The 18,424-nt window shown below is 66.3% G+C and carries 17 protein-coding genes and 1 tRNA gene; 5 read left to right on the top strand and 13 right to left on the bottom strand.

What is annotated here, in order from left to right; all coding sequences use genetic code 11:
* Window positions 1-28: 28 nt before the first annotated feature.
* On the bottom strand, window positions 29-2,671 hold the full coding sequence (locus ACIQ1T_RS02170; protein ID WP_395942844.1) for a TonB-dependent receptor plug domain-containing protein: 2,643 nt from the start codon (window positions 2,669-2,671) through the stop codon (window positions 29-31).
* Between the two features lie 771 nt (window positions 2,672-3,442).
* On the opposite strand from ACIQ1T_RS02170, the gene ACIQ1T_RS02165 reads away from it, so the two are divergent.
* Window positions 3,443-3,516 (top strand) — tRNA-OTHER (locus tag ACIQ1T_RS02165).
* Between the two features lie 113 nt (window positions 3,517-3,629).
* On the opposite strand, the gene ACIQ1T_RS02160 is transcribed toward ACIQ1T_RS02165, so the two are convergent.
* Entirely contained in the window at window positions 3,630-3,977 is a 348-nt protein-coding gene (locus ACIQ1T_RS02160; RefSeq protein ID WP_395942843.1) for a hypothetical protein, read from the bottom strand.
* Between the two features lie 182 nt (window positions 3,978-4,159).
* Here ACIQ1T_RS02160 and ACIQ1T_RS02155 point away from each other — a divergent pair, with 182 nt between their 5' ends.
* Window positions 4,160-4,462 carry a hypothetical protein gene (locus ACIQ1T_RS02155; RefSeq protein WP_395942842.1) on the top strand — a complete coding sequence of 101 codons (303 nt, stop codon included), beginning with the start codon at window positions 4,160-4,162 and terminating at the stop codon, window positions 4,460-4,462.
* Window positions 4,463-5,391: 929 nt separating this feature from the next.
* Here ACIQ1T_RS02155 and ACIQ1T_RS02150 read toward each other — a convergent pair.
* The 5 genes from ACIQ1T_RS02150 to ACIQ1T_RS02130 all read right to left on the bottom strand — a co-directional run bounded on the left by ACIQ1T_RS02150 (window position 5,392) and on the right by ACIQ1T_RS02130 (window position 11,173).
* A complete protein-coding gene (locus tag ACIQ1T_RS02150; protein WP_395942841.1) occupies window positions 5,392-6,807 on the bottom strand; it encodes an OprO/OprP family phosphate-selective porin in 1,416 nt (471 codons plus the stop codon).
* A 50-nt stretch (window positions 6,808-6,857) separates the two neighbouring features.
* Window positions 6,858-8,171, bottom strand: a complete 1,314-nt coding sequence (locus ACIQ1T_RS02145; protein ID WP_395942840.1) for an MFS transporter — start codon at window positions 8,169-8,171, stop codon at window positions 6,858-6,860.
* 56 nt (window positions 8,172-8,227) lie between these two features.
* Complete coding sequence (locus ACIQ1T_RS02140) at window positions 8,228-9,181, bottom strand: amidohydrolase family protein (protein ID WP_395942839.1); 954 nt, start codon at window positions 9,179-9,181, stop codon at window positions 8,228-8,230.
* Window positions 9,178-10,368 (bottom strand): MFS transporter, encoded by a 1,191-nt coding sequence (locus tag ACIQ1T_RS02135; RefSeq protein ID WP_395942838.1) that lies wholly within the window; start codon window positions 10,366-10,368, stop codon window positions 9,178-9,180. The genes ACIQ1T_RS02140 and ACIQ1T_RS02135 overlap by 4 nt, the downstream gene beginning before the upstream one ends.
* Before the next feature lie 73 nt (window positions 10,369-10,441).
* Window positions 10,442-11,173, bottom strand: coding sequence for a GntR family transcriptional regulator (locus ACIQ1T_RS02130; protein WP_395942837.1), 732 nt, complete (start codon window positions 11,171-11,173; stop codon window positions 10,442-10,444).
* 144 nt (window positions 11,174-11,317) lie between these two features.
* Here ACIQ1T_RS02130 and ACIQ1T_RS02125 point away from each other — a divergent pair, with 144 nt between their 5' ends.
* Complete coding sequence (locus tag ACIQ1T_RS02125; RefSeq protein WP_395942836.1) at window positions 11,318-12,064, top strand: transporter substrate-binding domain-containing protein; 747 nt, start codon at window positions 11,318-11,320, stop codon at window positions 12,062-12,064.
* Between the two features lie 31 nt (window positions 12,065-12,095).
* On the opposite strand, the gene ACIQ1T_RS02120 is transcribed toward ACIQ1T_RS02125, so the two are convergent.
* The 5 genes from ACIQ1T_RS02120 to ACIQ1T_RS02100 all read right to left on the bottom strand — a co-directional run bounded on the left by ACIQ1T_RS02120 (window position 12,096) and on the right by ACIQ1T_RS02100 (window position 15,352).
* A complete protein-coding gene (locus ACIQ1T_RS02120; protein ID WP_395942835.1) occupies window positions 12,096-12,233 on the bottom strand; it encodes a hypothetical protein in 138 nt (45 codons plus the stop codon).
* An 11-nt stretch (window positions 12,234-12,244) separates the two neighbouring features.
* Complete coding sequence (locus tag ACIQ1T_RS02115) at window positions 12,245-13,078, bottom strand: alpha/beta hydrolase (RefSeq protein ID WP_395942834.1); 834 nt, start codon at window positions 13,076-13,078, stop codon at window positions 12,245-12,247.
* 24 nt (window positions 13,079-13,102) lie between these two features.
* The gene (locus ACIQ1T_RS02110; RefSeq protein WP_395942833.1) at window positions 13,103-13,900 is read right to left on the bottom strand and encodes an alpha/beta hydrolase; all 798 of its coding nucleotides are present in this window, start codon (window positions 13,898-13,900) and stop codon (window positions 13,103-13,105) included.
* A gap of 120 nt (window positions 13,901-14,020) precedes the next feature.
* Window positions 14,021-14,386, bottom strand: a complete 366-nt coding sequence (locus ACIQ1T_RS02105) for a response regulator transcription factor (RefSeq protein ID WP_395942832.1) — start codon at window positions 14,384-14,386, stop codon at window positions 14,021-14,023.
* 75 nt (window positions 14,387-14,461) lie between these two features.
* On the bottom strand, window positions 14,462-15,352 hold the full coding sequence (locus ACIQ1T_RS02100; RefSeq protein WP_395942831.1) for a helix-turn-helix domain-containing protein: 891 nt from the start codon (window positions 15,350-15,352) through the stop codon (window positions 14,462-14,464).
* Between the two features lie 144 nt (window positions 15,353-15,496).
* Here ACIQ1T_RS02100 and ACIQ1T_RS02095 point away from each other — a divergent pair, with 144 nt between their 5' ends.
* Complete coding sequence (locus ACIQ1T_RS02095) at window positions 15,497-16,123, top strand: response regulator transcription factor (protein ID WP_395942830.1); 627 nt, start codon at window positions 15,497-15,499, stop codon at window positions 16,121-16,123.
* Between the two features lie 6 nt (window positions 16,124-16,129).
* Here the strand turns inward: ACIQ1T_RS02095 and ACIQ1T_RS02090 are convergent, their stop codons facing one another.
* Window positions 16,130-17,629, bottom strand: a complete 1,500-nt coding sequence (locus ACIQ1T_RS02090) for a sensor histidine kinase (RefSeq protein ID WP_395942829.1) — start codon at window positions 17,627-17,629, stop codon at window positions 16,130-16,132.
* A 159-nt stretch (window positions 17,630-17,788) separates the two neighbouring features.
* Here ACIQ1T_RS02090 and ACIQ1T_RS02085 point away from each other — a divergent pair, with 159 nt between their 5' ends.
* Complete coding sequence (locus ACIQ1T_RS02085) at window positions 17,789-18,415, top strand: TetR/AcrR family transcriptional regulator (RefSeq protein ID WP_395942828.1); 627 nt, start codon at window positions 17,789-17,791, stop codon at window positions 18,413-18,415.
* Window positions 18,416-18,424 lie beyond the last annotated feature (9 nt).

Genomic DNA, 18,424 nt, shown 5'->3' with positions numbered 1-18,424 from the left:
AGCTTATCCAGGGAACAGGGAAAGACGATCAGAACCGGTAGTCGAAGCCGATGCGGAACTGGCGTCCGCGCAGGTCGTACTGGCTGAAGTCGTAGGGCGCGCGAATGCCGGGGAAGGAGCCGTCATAGGGCGGCTGTTCGTCGGCGATGTTCTCGACCTTGACGTAGACCTTGGCGTTCTCCAGCCCGGACCAGCCGAGATAGAGGTCGACCTGGTTGTAGGCGTCGACGCTGGACTGGCCGGCGACGGCCGTCGTCAGGTCATAGCCGCTGGTGTAGTACCAGGTCAGGTCCGCCTCCAGATCGCCCTTCGACCAACCCGCGCGGGTCGTGGCCTTGTCCGCCGGCAGACTGCCGCTCCGGTTCGTGCCTGCATAGTCGATCAGCGGCCCGCCGACCGTGACCGGACGGCGATAATCGATGACATGGGTGTAGGCGGTCTGCAGGGCGAAGTCCCCCCAGCGGTCGGTCTTCCAGCGCTGGCTCAGTTCCACGTCCACGCCCGAGGTCTTCAGTTCGCTCAGGTTCTGATAGCGGTTGTAGACGGCGACCAGCTTGCCGCGTTCGTCGCGGATCACGTCGGCGGGATTGTTGGCCTGGACGATGGTCGTGGTGTTGTTGGTCCCGACCAGATTGTCGAGTTCGACCCTATACCAGTCGATGCTTAGGATCGTGCTGCGCAGCGGCGTGAAGACCAGACCGAAATTGTAGGACTTGGTGTTTTCCGGCTCCAGATCGGTGTTGCCGACGGTGAAGAAGGTCGGGCTCTGGCGCGAACCGGGGATGTCGGGATCATAGGGGTCGACGACCGAACCGTACGAGATATTGGTCGAGGCCGAGTTCTCCGACAGCGACGGCGCGCGGAAGCCGCGCGAGGCCGAGGCGCGCACCAGCACCGCCTCGTGAGGCCGCCACCGCACCCCGACCTTGGGCGAGAAGGCCTCGCCGAAGTCGCTGTAATAGTCGCCGCGTCCGGCGATCTGGACGTCCAGGTTCGACAGGATGGGAATATTGGCCTCGGCGTAGATCGCCCCGACGTCGCGCTTGCCGTCCACCGCCGCGATGGCCGGCCTCACCTGCAGACCGGCGTCGATCTCGGCCGGATTGCGGGATTCAAGCGCCTCGTGCCGGTACTCGATCCCCGCCGCATAGCCGATGGGGCCGGCCGGCAGTTCGACCAACTCGCCCGAGATCTTGAAGTCCGCCCCATACAGCGACGAATCCGCCGGACGCAGGGTGCTCAGCCGGATGCCGTCCAGCACCGCCTGCGGGGTGGCGCCCGGCTCCCACAGGTTCAGCGTCCCGTCCGCCAAGGCGTCGGCCAGGGTCCAGCGGTTGGCGAAGCCGGCGGCGACCCGCTCACGCTCGCGGCTGGCGCTGGCGAAGACGGCGACTTCCCAGTCGAACCGCTCGCCGGTCCCGCGCAAGCCGCTCAGGGCGCGATAGGCCTGGGAGGTGTTGGTCTTCAGCGACTGTCCCAGATCGAAGAAGGTGTATTCGATCGGTACGGCCGTCCCGTAGGGATTATAGGGATTGTTCGCCGGCAGCAGGTTCGACACCGGCTCGGCCAGACCCGTCTGGGCGTTCAGGGCGAACCGCCCGCCCTCCAGGGTGAAATAGGGGCTGGAGCCGAAGATCGAGGCCCCCTCGATATGGCTGTAGAGCAGTTCCCCGAAGGCCTCGATCCCCGGCGCGACACGGGCCGTCGCATGGACGTAGGCCTGATAGCGGTCGGTCGACGGGATCAGGGTCGTATAGGGCGCCAGATTGATGGCGCAGGTGTCCCCCGCCAGACCGTCGATCGGCGCGCTGGCGGTCAGCACCATGCCCTGCGGGCAGTTGCCCTGGGCGTCGACGAAGGGAACCGAGGCGCCGTTGATCAGGAACCGCGCGCCCTTGGCGCTCCAGCCGTTCCAGCGACCGCCCGGCCCTGAGTAAATGCCCGACCTGGTCAGATCCCGCTCGTCCTGATCCAGACGTTCGCGCGTATAGGCTTCCAGACTGACCAGCACATTGAAGCCGTCGTCTTCCAGGCTGCCGTAACCGCCGACGATCTTGCCCTGCCGGGTGTCCAGCCCGCCTGCATCCGAGGTGCCGTAGCTGCCGCCGACTTCCAGACCTTCAAAGTCCTGGCGCGTGATGATGTTGACCACGCCCGCCACCGCATCCGACCCATAGACCGCCGAGGCACCGTCTTTCAGCACCTCCAGCCTCTGGGTGGCGACCATCGGCAGGGCGTTCAGATTGACGAAAGTGTCCGACAGACCGCCCGAGGGGAAGCCGTAGTTGGCCACGCGCCGGCCGTTCAGCAGCACCAGGGTGTTCTTCTGCGACAGGCCGCGCAGACCGATGCCCGCCGAACCCGAGGCCCAGCCGCTGTTGCTGGTCTCGTTCGAGGAGTTGCCGGTGTTGGCCGAGATCGAGCGCAGCAGGTCCGCGACCGTGACCTTGCCGGAGTTTTCCAACTCTTCCTTGGCGATCACCTGGACCGGATTGAAGCCCTCGGCGGCGGCGCGGCGGATGTTCGAGCCGGTGACGACCACATCCGCGACCGTTGAGCTCTCGACGGATGCCGGCACGTCTTCAGGAGACGTGCGTGACTGGGCCTGAGCCAGGGCGGGCAAGGTCAGGAGAGCGACGCCGGAGAGAAGCGCCGTGGTGTATTTCGACATGGATGTGCTGCGTTGCGAGGCTGTGGGAGGACGGCGACCTAAGCCGCATTCTCGCCACAAGCCTCGTCAGTTCGACTCCGCCGAAGTGAGAAAATCTAAACGAGCTGGTGAGGCGACACGGTGGAGTGCCGTCGCAGATGCGAACGGTCGCTCCCTGCAAGCTCAGAGCTTAGCGACAAGCAGACATTCCGGATTGCCGCTCTGAGTCAGATATGCGCATTCGGTGGTTGACCGAGGCCCTGCCCGAACTCGGATATCGCCGATGACCGAGTTAAGTCGATCCGGCCGATAAGATCGCACGTTGGCGCACCTCAGCGAGTTCGAGCGTAGGTGCGCCGCCGTGGACGATCCTGAGAACTATTCCGCACTTGTCGCCTGGGCAGCTTGAACGTCCGGAATGTGCCCCGAGGCCAGAGTCGCAAACCGACCCATTGCAGACATGAGCCTCGCGGGCGAGATGTTGCGTATGGACCGTTACCTAGAACCCGGCACGCCCGTTCGACTGACCAATCACGCCGACGGAAGTTGGGAAGATGGCGTCGTCGTACACTGTTGGCTGAGCGAGGAGATGGCCGTCCATGATTGCTACGTCGCGTTCTTCGGTCAGGCGATCCCGGAAGGACAGCCAGCGGTGAAGCCTTACATCCTCCGATACGCCTCCACTTCACTGGCCCTGCTCTAGAGAAGTCAACTATTCACACTTGAGCTACCGTCCGCTCCCGACCCGTTGCGGAAGTTCCCCGCCGCAGATCGTTCTGTTACACCGGAAGCGCCAACGTGACGGAATAGGTAGACGTATCGCTACAGCGGTCCCTTGGGTGCAGGTTCAAATCCTGTCGTTGGCAACTTCCGCTTCCCACTCCAAACCTACTTTCGGAGCGTCTGCTGACGGCGCGTGTCCGCGAAGGTCCGGCATCGGTGCGGAAGCTCATTTCGCAAATCGACCCGTTGCGGACGTTCAGCCCGCGTTGGGTAGTTCAGCGATGAACTGGTCGGAGAAGGTGTCTCCGTCCGAATGAGGCTCATACCAAATGTCGGTCCTGCCATCGAAGAACCGAGAAACTTCGTAGTGGTCTTCGAAGACCTCGATCTGGAGGTTCTTCGCTTCCTCGGCATCCCACTCCACAAGGAAGGTAGGCCAATAGCCCGGCAAGATGGACGGAGCAGGTCGATTGGACTTCTGAATGTGGGCCAGCAGATCGTCGAGATTACGGACGACCGAAGCCGCATACTCGTCCGGACGAGCAGCCACCACTTCAGCAACAGCCCGCTGCACTTCAGCCCAGTCCTCGATGTCCGTGCTCATGACGACATCTTCGCGCGGCCACGTCAGGCACGCAATGTCCGCTTCCCACCCTCAACTGAACTTCAGAATGGCCGCTGTTTGGCCTGTCGGCGAGCGTCCGGTTTAGCGCGGTGACCAATATCGCGAACCGACCCTATGTGGACCTTGGATTCGGCAATGCGCTCGCGATAGGCTGATCCGCTATGAAAAATATCCAAGTCATCGATGACGCGATTAACGCCAGCTACTCGATCTTCGCGGCCACAGATGAAGAGTTTGCGGCGATTTTTCCTCGCAAGGGCCAGGATATCGAGTTCTCGGAGGATTTCTTCCGTAGAGCAAAAGCGGAAGCGGCAACCGCCATCATGAATCGTATCTGGGAAAGGCGGGTCGACAAAAAGGAGGTCGTGGGCATCCACGGAACTCTCTTTTACGGTCTTCCCGAGAAGAAGAAATTTTACGAACGGAAGCGCGAGCCGGTCATAGACTGGCGCTTCGTCCCCTAGCTGACCCGCAGAGAGTCCACTGTAGGGGCAAGCCAACGAATGCCTAGCATCGATGCCGAAGCCAACTTCACAAACCGACCCGTGCCGGACATTACTGCGTCGCCGTCCCCGTGTAGTGGTCAGTGACGCTAGCTAAAGGTCAGCTATGCCGAAGTATCGAATCGAATGGGACTTTGGAGGCAGGAGAATCCAACTGGGCACACTCGTTTTCAATGACGACGACGCGGCCATTTCGGAAATCACTGGGCTGTGCGAACGTCACGGTTTGGGCGCGGTGATCACACGGCCTGACCGGAAACTCACGGTCGCAAGCATTGCCCGACCAAACGTCTCCTAGCCACCCCTCCCGGACTTCCGGAACGTCCGCTCCCGGGCGTGGAACTGGCAACTAAAACGAATGTCAGCGCGCGACTTCGTAGCGACGGCGGCGGTGCGCCCGGAGCGATTCGAACGCCGTTGAACCGCGTCGCGACGTCTACAATTTACCATTCCAAATTGCGGCCAACTGTACCGGCCTCTCATGGTCATCGCGGGGCCAGAATAAGCCAGCGTCAAACGGCGCAAAATCGAGCGCAATATCCCGCAGAAACGATGATTACGAAGTGGCTCAAATGGAAAGAACCGTGAACCTGCGTGTGCAGATTTTGCACACGGCAGGCGTTAAGTTATTGAAAGATTGATGCGATCTTCCCAGTCCATCATCGGGGCGATGGCGAGTTTGCGCGCCTGATTTATAGACATTTTTCCAGAGGTTCAGGCGGGTGACTGACGGTGTGCGTCGGGGGTTTTACCCGGTTTTCCGACGATTTTCGCCCCTGTGAGAATTCTTTCTGCACCCGCCTTTCACCCGGATCATGGCCTGAACCCCCAAGCAGGAATCAGGTCGACGGCGCGTCCCGGTGCGGCGCGGGAGCGGCGGACGCCCTATGCTAGAAGGTGAACTGCGAGCGTCCGAGCACCGTCACGCCGTCGTCGGCGCCCGAAAAGGCGCCGCTTCGGTTGTCGATGCGCCAGAAGGTCGTGTCGAGCATGAACCGTAGCTGGTTTGACCAGTACCAGTTGAGGCCGAGCGTCACGGCTGATGCTTCGCCGCCCTGGTCGAAGTCTGTGAAATCATAGGCGTCGTATCGGCCCGCGATTTCCCAGGCGCCGGCGCCGCCGTCCAGCACCGGATGTTCGATCTTCGGGCGGGCCAAGGTTCCGGTCCGGGCGGCATAGCCCGGCCGTTCGCCGGTCAGGAACAGGCCGGCGGCGACGGACCAGGCGTTCTGGTCGATATCGCCGGTCGCGCTGGAGATGCCGGACACCGTGCGCTCGCCGGCTTCGGCATAGACCCAGCCGTGTTCGCCGAACAGGCCGGCCTCCAGGCCCAGGCCGACGCCATGGGAGGGAGCGGCGAGGGCGCCCGTCGTGACACGCACCTGGTCGTTGAAATGTCCCGCGACATAGAGGCTGCGCGAGATGGAGGCCGTGTCCTCGGGGAAGGTCTCGTGGAAGGCCCAGCCGCCCAGATGGACGGTCGCGGCGTCGGATCGCAGCGGGTTCCAGTGTGCGCGCGTCATCCAGGTCAGGATGTCGTCGTTGTCGCCGACGCCGGACAGATCCTCGCCGGTCAGCGACAGGCTGGCGTGCCAGCCCGGGCCCGCGAGCCGACCGGTGACGCCCAGACCGAACGAGCCGCGTTGCGGGGCGATCGCCGCCCCCACGGCGTTGCGCTCCACGAACGGCAGGGAGACGAGGCCGGTCGAGCCGTCCATCCCTCGGTCGTTCAGGCGCTGGCCCAGGGTCAGGCTGGCGTCGAGCCCGCGCAGTCTGCGGCTCAGTTCGATGTTGGCCGAACGTACGCCGACCGTATTGTCCGAGAAATCGGCCTCGACGACATAGGTCAGCTGATCGCCCGCCTGGCCCTCGAACCCCAGGCGGGCCGCCCGCATTTCCGTGCCGGCGATATTGCGGTCGTCATGACGCGAGCCCCAGGTGGAGGAGGCGTCGGTCAGGATGCGGCCGCGCGGCTTGAACCGAAGGTCGCCGAAGCCGAACACCGGCGCGCCGCCGCTCCAGTCCAGAGCCGACACAGCGGTCTGCTCGACGGGCTGGGCGGGACCGGACGCCGGGCGCGGCGCGGCAGCAGGGGGGGCGACCGCGGCGTGCCCAGGGTCAACCTCCGTCGATGCGCGTGCGCCCAGGGCGCCCTCGACCACCGCCAGCCTGGCTTCGAGACGCCGGATGGTCTCGGCCTGGGCCTGAACCAGGGCGACGAGCTCGGGATCGGATTCGGCGATGGCCGGCGTCGGCATCAGCGCCGTCAGGGCCAGGCCAGTCGTGAGAGGAATGAGACGGGACATGGGCGTAATGCGAGGGGCGAGGCGGGGCGACGGTTCGTCCCGCACGACCGTCAGCCCGCCTTCTTCCTGGCCATGCGGCCCATGATCACGATGGTGATCGAACCGCACAGGGTGAGCACCGCCAGCGGGGTCAGCGCCAGGGCGAAGCTGGGGGTCTGGTCGCGGATGACCCCGACCATGGAGTTGGCGACGCCGGTGCCCAGGTGCGCAATCGTATTGACGGCGGCCACCCCCGCCGCCGCCATTCTCGGCGGCAGGGTCTCGGTGGAGAAGGCCCAGAACGGTCCCTTGATGGCGTAGTTGCCGATCAGGACCAGGCTGAGCAGGACCAGGGTGACGCTCAGCGAACTGGTCAGATTGGTCGCGAACAGCGACATTGAGGTCAGGAGCAGCGGCAGGGCCACCGACCAGATCCGCTCGCCGGAGCGGTCGGCGAAGCGACCCCACAGGACCATGAAGACCGAGGCGATGCCGAACGGGATCATGTTGAACATCCCGGTTTCCCAGGTCGTCAGGCCGAACGACTGCAGGATCTGCGGCTGCCAGATGGACAGGGCGTTCGAGGTCGCCGAACTGCCGGCGTAGATCAGGGCCAGGGCCCAGACGCGGCCGTGGATCAGGGTCTTCCACACCGAGCCGTGCTTTGCGGAACCGGCCTCGGCCTTTTCGTTCTGCAGGGTTTCGGTCAGCCACTGCTGTTGCTCGGCCGTCAGCCATCCGGCGTCGGTCGGCTTGTTCTTCAGCACGGTGAGGGCCACGAAACCGAGGGCGATGGCCGGCACGGATTCCATGATGAACAGCCATTGCCAGCCGCGCAGGTTCAGCAGGCCGTCCATCGAGAGCAGCAGGGCCGCCAGGGGCGAGCCGAAGAAGTTGGACAGGGGAATGGCGACCATGAAGGTCGCCACGATCCGGGCGCGGTAGGTCTTGGGGAACCACTGGGACAGATAGAGGATGGCGCCGGGGAAGAAGCCCGCCTCGGCCGCGCCCAGCAGGAAACGCAGGATGTAGAAGCCATAGGGGCCGGTGATGAAGGCCATGCCCATCCCGACCATGCCCCAGGTGATCATGATCCGGGCGATCCAGATGCGCGGGCCGACCTTCTCCTGCGCCAGATTGCTGGGCACTTCGAACAGGATGTAGGCGATGAAGAACAGACTGCCGCCCAGGCCGAAGGCGGTGGCGGACAGGCCGATGTCGGCGTTCATCGTCAGGGCGGCGAAGCCGATGTTCGACCGGTCGATATAGGCGACGAAATAACAGAGGACCAGGAAGGGCACGAGGCGCCAACTGACCTTGCGCATGGTCTCCTTCTCGATGGCGGAGACAGGGGCGCGAACCTTGCCGGGACTTGAACTGGGCATCTGGACTTCCTTCGGGAACAGGGCGAGGGGCCGCAGGGGCCCGTCTCGTCAGATCGTCAGTGGGCGTGTTTGAGGAGTGAGGGGGCTGCGGCGACCGGTCGGTCGTAGAAGCCGAACAGAGCGACCGGCGTGTCGACGAGGATCTGCCGGCGCATGTCCGGGGACGGCGCCCAGCGCGACAGGGCGGCGAAAGCCGCAGCGTACGAGGCTGCGGCTTCGAACTGGGTGTGGGGCCAGTCGCTGCCCCAGACCAGGCGCGACGGGCCGAAGGCGTCGAGCAACCGCGCAGCCGCCTGGGCGGCGAGCGTGGCGCCGATGCGGTATTCGCCCGAGAGCTTGACCCAGATCCGCCCCGTCTCGGCTTGCGCCAGCAGATACCGGAAGCCGGGGTCGTCCACGCCGATATCCGGATCGGGACGACCGAGATGGTCCAGGACGATCTTCACGCCGGCGCCGGCCAGTTGCGGCAGCAGGCCCGGAAGGCGCTGCGCCTCGCACTGTATCTCCACCTGCCAGTCCAGGTTCGCCAGCGCGGCCAGGTGAGAGCGCCAGGCGGGACTGGCCAGGTCGGGGTCGGGGCGACCGATCAGGTTGAGGCGCACGCCCACGACGCCGAGGCCGGCCATGGCGTCGAGTCGTTCCTGGCCGATGGTTTCGGGCACGACCACGACGCCCCGGAACCGGTCGGGATGGGCGACGAGAGTGTCCAGCAGATACCGGTTGTCGGCGCCCAGGAAACTGGGTTGCACGATAACGCCGCGGCTTAGGCCCCGGGCTTCGAGCAGGTCCAGGAAGGCGCGGGGCGTGGCGTCGTAATCGACCGTGTAGCGGCTGCCAGGCGCGGTGGGCAGGTCGCGGGTGAAGACATGCGCATGGGCGTCGACGCCGCCCGTGATCGCCGGAGTTTGCGCCGGAGTCTGTGTCTGAGCCTGTGCCTGAGCCTGGGCGACGACAGCGGGCGCCGCGGCCGCCCCCATCATCAGGCCCAGAGAGGTGCGCCGCGACATCATGGCGCGACCATCTCAAGACTGCGGGTCTCGGGCAGACGCTGCGCCACCAGGGCGGCGCCGCCGTAACAGATCAGGGCCGTCATGCCGATCAACACCCCGAGCGGCGCCAAGCCCATGGCCCAACCGATCAGGCCCGGCAGGGCGGCGGATCCGATCCGGCCGGCGTTATAGGCGAAACCGACGCCCAGCCCGCGAACAGGTGCAGGGAAGAGTTCGGCGAACCAGCAGCCGAGAATCGCCGGCACGCCCCCGGCGGCGAAGCCGAGCGGCACGGCTGCGGCGACGGCCGTGACGGGCGTGAGCGGCAGCAGGGTCGTCGTGAAGGCCGTCGTGGCGGAAAGGGCGGCGAACAGCGACAGGATCGTGCGTCGGCCAAAGCGGTCCGAGGCGACGCCGGCCGCGATACAGCCCAGGCCGAAGGCGGCCGTCATGGTCAGCAGGATGAGGGTGGATTGCCCGACGGAGAAGCCGCGTTCCGTCCGCAGCAGCGTCGGCACCCAGGTGAAGAGGCTGTGAAACCCGCCGTGCGCCGCCAGGCCGAGCAGGGCGGACGGCAGGACGCGGCGCTTCATTGCGGCCCAGTCCTGGGGCGCTAGCCGGGAGGGCCGAGCCTTCCGGGGCTGCTCCTGCCGCGGCTGGAGGCGAAGCCAGAGCACCAGGCCGACGGGGGCGACCCCGGCCGCGAACATGATCCGCCAGGCGACGGCGGGGTCGAACAGGCTCGACGCGACATAGGCGGTCAGGACGGCGGCGCCCCAGCCGATCGCCCAGGCGCTCTGCATCAGGCCGAGATAGCGGCCGCGACGACCGGCCGAGGCGCGCTCGGCGATCAGGACGGCGCCGACCGACCATTCCGCCCCGAACGCCAGGCCCTGGATGGCCTTGAGAACGACGAACTGCCAGGGAGCGACGGCGACCGCGAAGCCCAGGGTCGCCAGGGCGGTGACCATGATCGCGCCCTGCAGGACGCTCAGGCGGCCGATGCGGTCCGACAGGGCTCCGCCCGCCGACCCGCCGATCGCGGCGGCGACCAGGCCGCCGGTGACGGCCAGACCGGCCATCGCCGGCGTCAGACTTTGCGTGGCGAGGATGAGGGGCAGGGCGAGCGCGAACAACTGGAAGTCGAAGGCTTCGCCGGCCCACCCTCCATAGCTCGAAATGAAATTGGCCTTAAACGACCCAAGCACATCCAGACCCTATTAGTTTTATAGTTATGTATATGAGTTGGCAGGGCTGGCGTTACCTGTCAACTTGGACGCGTCACGTCACGTCGATTTCATAAGCAAACCCGTCCGCCGATCCATGAGATATCCGCCATTCCAATGGGTTACCCGCGTGATCGAACGCCAGTCTCTCGATGCGGATCACGATGGCGCCGGGGGTGACGGACAGGGCCTGAGCGACGACGGCGTTGGCGCTGGCGACGGACAACCGCTCCTTGGCGCGGGCCACGACCCGTCCGAACAGCCGTTCGTAGGCGGGATAGAGAAGCGGCAGCAGCTCCGAGATTTCGATATCGACGATCGCGCCGAACGCCTTGGCCGACAGCCATATTTCTTCATGCAGAAGCACGCGGTCGCCGCTTTCGCGTGTTCGCACCATCCGGATCGCACCCTCTCCCGAGCGCAGCGACAGATGGGCCTTCACGTCGTCGGTCGGCTCGACCCGTTCGCGCGACAGGATGCGGCTGGTCGGGGTCAGCGGCTGCCCATTCTCCGTCGACAGGCGAAAGAAGCGAAACAGCGAGTTGGCGAAATCCGCACGGCGCACGAACATGCCCCGGCCCTGGACCCGTTCGATCAGGCCTTCGTCCCCCAGCAGATCCGTGGCGCGACGTATCGTGCCCACTGCAACGCCATAGGTCTCGGCCAACTGACTTTCGGACGCGATACAGTCGCCGGCGCCCCACTCCCCGTCCGCGATTCGCGCGGCGATGCTGTCGCGGATTTGGTGGTAGAGCGGCAGGCGTCGGTCGGCGGCGGGGTTCTTCATTCCGCCATATAAGCACCAATCGCGCCGCTCGCACCGCCCTTGCGGCTCGCCCACAGCCGGGTGTCCGCCGTTTCCGAAGGAACGGGCTGCGCCGCGCGGTCTTGATCCCTTGAACCTACCGACGTGCAGCCGAGAGACCGCAAGATGACCCACCCCGACGCCCTTCGCACCGCCCTCGCGCCATTCGGCGCCCTGCGCGTCACTATCAACTACGGCAATCCGATCCTGGCGCATCGAGACGCCGAGACGGGAGAACTGAGCGGCGTCTCGGTCGATCTGGCTCGGGCTCTGGCGGAACGGCTCGATCTGCCGTTGACGCTCGTGCCGTTCGAATCCGCGGGCAAGGCGGTCGCCGCCCTGAACGCCAGCGAGGCGGATGTGGGATTCTTCGCGCGCGATCCGGCGCGCGCCGAGGAAATCGCCTTCACTGCCCCCTATGTGTTGATCGAGGGCAGCTATCTGGTGAAGGCGGACTCGCCCATTCGCGCCAACGAAGAGGTCGACAGGACGGGCGTTCGGGTCACCGTCGGCAAGGGCAGCGCCTATGACCTGTTCCTGACCCGCGCCCTGAAGCATGCCGCCATCGAGCGCGCGCCGACCTCGCCGGCGGTGGTCCAGGTTTTTCTGGACACCCAGGCCGATGTCGCAGCGGGCGTGCGTCGGCAACTGGAACAACTGATCGCGCATCGCGATGACCTGCGTCTGCTGGACGGACGTTTCATGGTGATCGAGCAGGCCATGGGGGTCAGGCGCGCCTTCGGCGACGCTGCGGCCCAGGCGCTTGCGGTCTTTGTCGAGGACGCCAAACGCGACGGCTGGATCGCCGACGCCCTCGCGCGGCACGGGGTGTCAGGTGCGACAGTGGCGCCGCCCGCCGACCCGGCCGCCTGAGGCCCGACCGAGCCGGCGGACAGGCGAGGCGTCACGCCTCTCGGCGAAGAACGGAGGCCGGATCGCTTGCAGGGAAGCTTTCGTCCAAGGCTTCGTCGAGCAGAGCGTCCAACGTCTCCTCCTCCGACAGGTCTTCACCGGGGTCGGCCGGGGGTGCTGGATCCATCATGATGTCCTCCTTCAAGCGCTGACCAAGTGATCTGGAGACTCATCGCCACCCCCAGCCGGCGGCGGCCTGGTCTGGTCCCAGGCGATGCAGGCCTGAGCGACCGCCTCCCAGCCGGGCTCGGCGATCAGCAGGTGGGAGCGGCCCGGAAAGTCGAGATAGTCGGTCGGGGCCGGAGATCGTCGCTGAATGCGCCAGGCGGATCGCGACAGATAGGGGGTGACCAGCCGGTCCTGGTCCGCGCCGGTGATCAGCAGGGGCTGGCGGCGACGGCGGGCGTCGATCCGCGTGCCGCGCCAGAAGGCCGCCTGATGGATGATCCGACCCGAAGTGGGCACGACGTAGCGCGCCCAGGTCTCGTCCCGCAGCGCCACCGGCGCGGCGTTGGCGTATCGGTCGGCCCACAGGCGCGGCGTCAGGGCGTAGGGGCGACGCCCGCCGTCGGGACGCAGAATGGCGGGCGCGGCGGCGCGCAAGGTGCGCCAGCCTGGAACCAGGCCGGCGATCGGGGCGGGATTGATCGCCACGCCCGCCCGTCCCAGCCCGCGATCCAGCAGCAGTTGAACGAACAGACCGCCGAAGGAGTGACCGACCAGCAGGGGCGGCCGATCCAGCGCGCGAATATGGTCAGCCATGGCGTCGACGACGGCTTCTATCGTCAGGAGCCCCAGTTCAGGCGGCGGATCCTGGCGTAACGCCTCGACCTCCCGGCCGGCCAGCACCGGCCATTCCGGCGTATGGACTTCGTATCCGGCCGCGCGCCAGGGCTGGACGAAGGGGCTCCAGGAGGCGGCCGTCACCCACAGACCGTGGACGAAGACCGCCGGGCCGCGTGACGGATGGACCATGGCCGCCCTCCGTTCCCGGCCCGTTCAGCGCGACGCGAAGCCGGCGGGCCGGGCGTTGGCGACGGCCCAGTCGGTCGCGTAGTCGGCGACCGCCTCCCAGCCTGCATCGATACAGGTCCAATGGGAGCGTCCTTCGAAGATCTTCAGATCGGTGCGGGACGGGGCGCGCTTCTGCTTGCGATGAATGGCGCGCGTCATCGACGCGTCGGCGATCAGGTCCAGCTCGCCGCCGATCAGCAACAGGGGCGCCCGATCGGGATTGCTCCATTTGATCGGAGCGACCGCGCCCGTGATCCCGTCCCAATACATGCGTCCCGCCGTCGGCACGATATAGTGGTCATACAGTTCGCCGACGCGATCCCTGGGCGCCGTCTGGGCGAAACGGGTCTCGAAATAGCGGCGCGACATGGTCTTGATCTTCTTCCAGCTGAACAGGTCGGAAAAGATCGGCAGGGCCGAGACGATGGCGTGCGGCCCCAGAGGAACGCCAGGCGTCGGCGCCGGATCGATGGCGACCCCGACCGCGCCCAGGCCCCGGTCCAGCAGGTGCTGGACGAAGACGCCGCCCAGCGAATGTCCGATCAGGATCGGCGGTTCGGGCAGCGCGCGGATGAGGCCGTCCAGATAGTCGACGACCGCCCTCTGGCCGCTCCTGGCCAGGCGCGGATCCGGGCTGTGGCGCAGCTCCGCCGGTGACTGGTCGTCATAGGGCCAGTCGGGCGTGAGGACCTCGAACCCTTTGGCTTCGTAGCGGGCCTTGAAGCCTTCCCAACTGTGCGAGTTCAGCCAGGCGCCATGGATGAGGACGATGGTGCGGGACATGGGAGCGACCTCGTTCGGACGGCGTCGGCGACGCCCACGATGGACCGACCATGAGGGCCAAGCCGGGCCTCGCGCCATTCTCCATGAGGCTGGACCGTTCCACTCTTGGTATGAGCGGCCTCAACCGGACAGGGCCGTCTCTATGCAGCGCACCAGGTCCGCTTCCTGGAAAGGCTTGTGAAGCACGCAGACCGCGCCGCTGGCCCAGGCCCGCTCGTGCAGGGCCGCCTCTGTCCGCGCCGTGACCATGATCACCGGCGTAGAGACGCCCGACAGCTCCAGACGCCGCTTCAGCTCTATGCCGCTCAAACCCGACATCTGGATGTCTGTGATGATGCAGTCCGAAGCCTGGGGCGCTCCGTGCGAGAGGAAGGCTTCGGCCGACTCATAGGCCTTCACCCGATAGCCGAGGGCGTCGAGCAGGCCGATGAGGGCGACCCTGAGGGGGGCGTCGTCCTCGACAACATGAATGACGGGCTGGGACACGCACGACCTCCGTTCGGAGGTTGGCACGGGGGCGTGACGACAGCCATTCCTCCAAAAGGATGAAAGGCCTCTCTTCTATCGCGCGGCGAACACCTGTCTGTAGCGGCCTGGGCTGACGCCCGTCGCCCGGGTGAAGGCGCGGGTGAAATTGGCCTGATTGGAAAAACCGCAGGCCAGCGCCACCTGGGCCAGGCTGCTCCCGTCCCAGGCCAGCATCCGGCGCGACAGATCCAGGCGGCGGCGGCTGAGATAGGCGTGGGGCGACAGGCCGATGGTCAGGCTGAAGGCGCGCGAGAAGTGAAACAGGCTGACGCAGGCGACCTCGGCCAGGTCGAGGACCGAAATGTCCCGATCCAGATTGTCGTTGATGAAGGACAGGACCCGATCCAGCCGACGCCGGTCCAGCAGGCCTGGCGCGCCGGCGCCCACGTCCTCCCGAGGCGTCTCCGCATGATCGGCCGCAAGGGTGGCGATCAGATCGACGGCCAGCAGATCCATCTTCAGGCCGGCGGCGGAGGTCTCTTCCCGGAGCTCATGCTTCATCCGCTCCAGCAGTTCGCCGACCCTGGGGTTCTGGACCTGGGCCTGATAGCGCAGGTCCTGGGCGCGGAAATCGAGGCTGGCCAGCTCGCCTTCGAGGAAGCTGTGCGGCGCGATATAGACGTGCAGCACCTCCGGCATGTCGGCCGACAGGCGGGTCGCCTCCTCGCGTATGCCGGCCGGGCACAGCCAGATGGTGCCCGGTCGGGCGGCGACCTCCTGCCTGACGCCGCCGGACGATCGGGTGGACATGGCCTCGGGGGCGCCGCGGATGATCTGGGTGATCTCGGCGTTGTGCGGCGTGAAGGCGCTGATCTCGCCCGGTCCGTGCCTGCGGATCTCGGCGGCCAGCAACGACCAGGGCCGATTGGCGGAGGTCGCCAACAGGTCGGCGTCGCGGAACTTCTCCAGACCGTGCCCGTCCACACCCCACCTCCCAAACCCAGGTTACGCGAGGCTTTCCCCAGTGACAAATTCCGCAGCGCAACAGGTCAGCAAATCAGGAAAAGACCGAATGCCCGTCAGGGTATAGGGTGTTGCAAGCATCTTTCCTGCGGACGCCGGTCGCCCATGACGCCCCTGATCCACATCGTCGACGACGACAGCCAGCTGCGCGAAGCGCTGCGCGGGCTGTTCCGCTCGATGGACTACGAGACCATGGAGCACGCCTCGATCGGAACCTTCCTGAAGGCGGAAAAGCCCGACCGGCCCGGCTGCGTTCTGGTCGATGTCAGACTGCCCGACGGCAACGGACTGGATCTGCATTCACGCATGGCCGGCCACGGAATCCGCCAGCCGGTCATCATCATGACGGGCTATGGCGACATCCCCATGAGCGTGCGGGCGATGAAGGCGGGCGCCGTCGATTTTCTGACCAAGCCGGTCAATGACCAGCAATTGTTCGATGCGGTCGTCGCCGCCGTCGCCCGCGACCGGCGCCGCCTCGCCGAGACCGAGGATCTGGCGGCGCTCGGCCGCCGCTTCGCCAGCCTGTCGCCACGCGAGCGTCAGGTGATGGCGCTGGTGACCGCCGGTCGTCTCAACAAGCAGGTGGCCGCCGAACTCTCGCTGAGCGAGGCCACCATCAAGACCCACCGCAAATCCGCCATGACCAAGATGAAGGCGCGCACTTTGGCGGACTGGGTGCTGATCGCGGATCGGCTGCATCGGCTGTCGGACGCCAGTCTGGTCGCGTGAGCGACCTCAGTCCTCGATCGCGGGCAGGCTGATACGGAAGGTCGCGCCCGGCCCGTCGTTATCGTCCAGCCAGATCCGCCCCTCCCAGGACTCGACGCAACTGCGGCAGATGGCCAGCCCCATGCCCATGCCGCCCTTGCCGGTCGAGAAGAAGGGATCGAACAGCCTGCCGCGATCCTCGACGGCGACGCCGGGGCCGCAATCGCTGACCGAGATATGGAGCATGGCCTCGTCCCTCCAGATCTTCACGCTCAGATCCCTCGGCGCGGGCCGGCCCGCCATCGCCTGAACCCCGTTGATCAGCAGATTGACCAGGACCTGCTGCATCTGGACCGGATCGGCCAGCACGCGCGTCAGTCCGGGCGAGGCGTCCAGATGGACCGAGACGTCGTGACGCCTCAGCTCGCCGTCGATCAGGGTCGTGGCGATCCGCGCCGTCTCCGCCAGGTCGACCGGTTGCAGGCTGGGGGTGGCGCCGCTGAGAAAGTCCCGCGTTCGGGCGACGATCTCGTGGGTGCGGGTCGCATCGGCCACCGCGCGCTCGATGGCCCGCTCCGCCTCGTCGAGGTTCGGCGCCGGGCGTCTCAGCCAGCGCAAACTGGCCTGGGCGTTGGCCAGGATGGAGGCCAGGGGCGTGTTGACCTCATGGGCGATGGAGGCGCTGAGGGCGCCCAGGGTCGAGATCCGCAGCGCCCGCGCGGCGTCGGTCTCGGCCGAGATCAGTCGGGCCTGCAACGCCTTGTAGTCGGTGATGTCCAGGGCCGTGACCAGTATGTCCCGAAACCCCGCGCGATCCGTCGGCAGGGCCGCCGTGAACAGACAGTCCAGATGCGTGCCGTCCGGGCGGACGATATGGGTCTCGGAGCGATAGAAGGCGTCGCCCCGCCCGAAGGCGATCAGCCATTGCGCAAAGGTCTGGTCGCTGTCCGGCAGGATGCGATCCAGCGAGCCGACGAAGTCCGCCTTGGATCGACCGCCCATCATCTCGACCGTGAAGCTGTTGACGTCCTTGACCTGAACCTGTCTGCGCAGCGCCCTGGCCGCTTCCGGACGAGCGGCGAAATAGGCCTCGATATCGTGAACCCCGTCGCGTTTCAGCGCCAGTATGGCCTGGCCGACCGCCGACCAGTCCTCGCGCCAGAGCGAGATCCCGGACCGTTCGAACAGGGCGTCGCGCCAGGCGGCCTCGCCTCTGTCGCGGGCATGGGCGCGCCACCTTCCCACAAGAAGCGTCACGGACAGACCCGCCAAGGCCAGCCATAGCCAGACGGTCGGGTCGTCATGCAGGATCGCGGCGATCAATCCGGCCGCGACGGTCGCCATGGCGGCGACCCCGATCACCTGACCGCCGCCCAGTCGAGGCCAAAGCGAGACGGCGCGTACTTCTTCGTGCGCCCAGCCGGGCAGGGCTGACGCCGCCACGCGCTTCACGCTGGCCGGCGCGGGCCAGCGTGAAAAGACGCTCTTCTCAAATCCGGAAGGGTTCAGGTCCGTCCCGTCATCCATCCGACGCCCCCCGCCTAGAGTCGGCTCCCTCTTCGCCGCCTGATCATCAGACTACGCCCTGGACGGGATGGCGATACTACGAAAGGAGGAGCCGGGCGCCCGCAATTGCCTGACCTGCGCGGGATTGCCTTGTGCCGGGCGCGCGGCCATTGATCCGGTGTGAAGCAAGAGACGATCACAGAGCGGAACCGGCGCGAAATCATCGCGGTCGCAACGGCGCATTTCGCCGACAAGGGGTTCGCGGGCGCGCGCGTCGACGAGATCGCCGCCGAGACGGCGACGTCGAAGCGGATGATCTACTACAATTTCGGCAGCAAGGACGGGCTCTACCGCGCCGTCCTGACCGAGGCCTATCGCGGAATCCGTTCGGCCGAGCTGGACGCGGGGCTCGGAAACCTGCCGCCGCTCGCGGCGCTGCAAAGGCTGACGGCCCTGACCTTCGACTATCATTTCCAGCATCCGGAACTGGTCCGGCTGGTGATGGACGAGAACATGCGCCACGGACCGCACGTCGGTTCGGTGGTCGAAGCATACAATGAAATGGTCCTGCCCAAGACCCAGGCCCTGATCGATCGCGGCGTCGCCGACGGCAGTTTCCGGCCCGGCCTGAAGGCGGTCGATCTGCACATGACCATCAGCGCTTTGGCCTTCTATTTCGTGGCCAACCGCTACACCTTCGGCGCCCTGTTCGGGGCTGACGTGCGCAGCGCGGCGGCGGCGGCGCGGCGCGAGGAGGTGGTCGAAATCGTCACCCGCTATTGCCGCGTGGACCCGCCGCCGCTCTGAGCCGCAGGC

Origin of the sequence: Brevundimonas sp. (genome assembly GCF_044336875.1) — a bacterium.
In the GTDB taxonomy this organism is placed as follows: Bacteria; Pseudomonadota; Alphaproteobacteria; order Caulobacterales; family Caulobacteraceae; genus Brevundimonas.
This window is presented reverse-complemented; position numbering and strand designations above follow the sequence as displayed.

What these genes read in the sequence shown, in the direction of transcription:
- ACIQ1T_RS02115 (WP_395942834.1), bottom strand. Translation starts at nt 13,078, where the DNA reads ATGGTCCATCCGTCACGCGGCCCGGCGGTCTTCGTCCACGGTCTGTGG.
- ACIQ1T_RS02130 (WP_395942837.1), bottom strand. Translation starts at nt 11,173, where the DNA reads ATGAAGAACCCCGCCGCCGACCGACGCCTGCCGCTCTACCACCAAATC.
- ACIQ1T_RS02150 (WP_395942841.1), bottom strand. Translation starts at nt 6,807, where the DNA reads ATGTCCCGTCTCATTCCTCTCACGACTGGCCTGGCCCTGACGGCGCTG.
- ACIQ1T_RS02120 (WP_395942835.1), bottom strand. Translation starts at nt 12,233, where the DNA reads ATGATGGATCCAGCACCCCCGGCCGACCCCGGTGAAGACCTGTCGGAG.
- ACIQ1T_RS02145 (WP_395942840.1), bottom strand. Translation starts at nt 8,171, where the DNA reads ATGCCCAGTTCAAGTCCCGGCAAGGTTCGCGCCCCTGTCTCCGCCATC.
- ACIQ1T_RS02160 (WP_395942843.1), bottom strand. Translation starts at nt 3,977, where the DNA reads ATGAGCACGGACATCGAGGACTGGGCTGAAGTGCAGCGGGCTGTTGCT.
- ACIQ1T_RS02155 (WP_395942842.1), top strand. Translation starts at nt 4,160, where the DNA reads ATGAAAAATATCCAAGTCATCGATGACGCGATTAACGCCAGCTACTCG.
- ACIQ1T_RS02110 (WP_395942833.1), bottom strand. Translation starts at nt 13,900, where the DNA reads ATGTCCCGCACCATCGTCCTCATCCATGGCGCCTGGCTGAACTCGCAC.
- ACIQ1T_RS02095 (WP_395942830.1), top strand. Translation starts at nt 15,497, where the DNA reads ATGACGCCCCTGATCCACATCGTCGACGACGACAGCCAGCTGCGCGAA.
- ACIQ1T_RS02170 (WP_395942844.1), bottom strand. Translation starts at nt 2,671, where the DNA reads ATGTCGAAATACACCACGGCGCTTCTCTCCGGCGTCGCTCTCCTGACC.
- ACIQ1T_RS02090 (WP_395942829.1), bottom strand. Translation starts at nt 17,629, where the DNA reads ATGGATGACGGGACGGACCTGAACCCTTCCGGATTTGAGAAGAGCGTC.
- ACIQ1T_RS02125 (WP_395942836.1), top strand. Translation starts at nt 11,318, where the DNA reads ATGACCCACCCCGACGCCCTTCGCACCGCCCTCGCGCCATTCGGCGCC.
- ACIQ1T_RS02140 (WP_395942839.1), bottom strand. Translation starts at nt 9,181, where the DNA reads ATGATGTCGCGGCGCACCTCTCTGGGCCTGATGATGGGGGCGGCCGCG.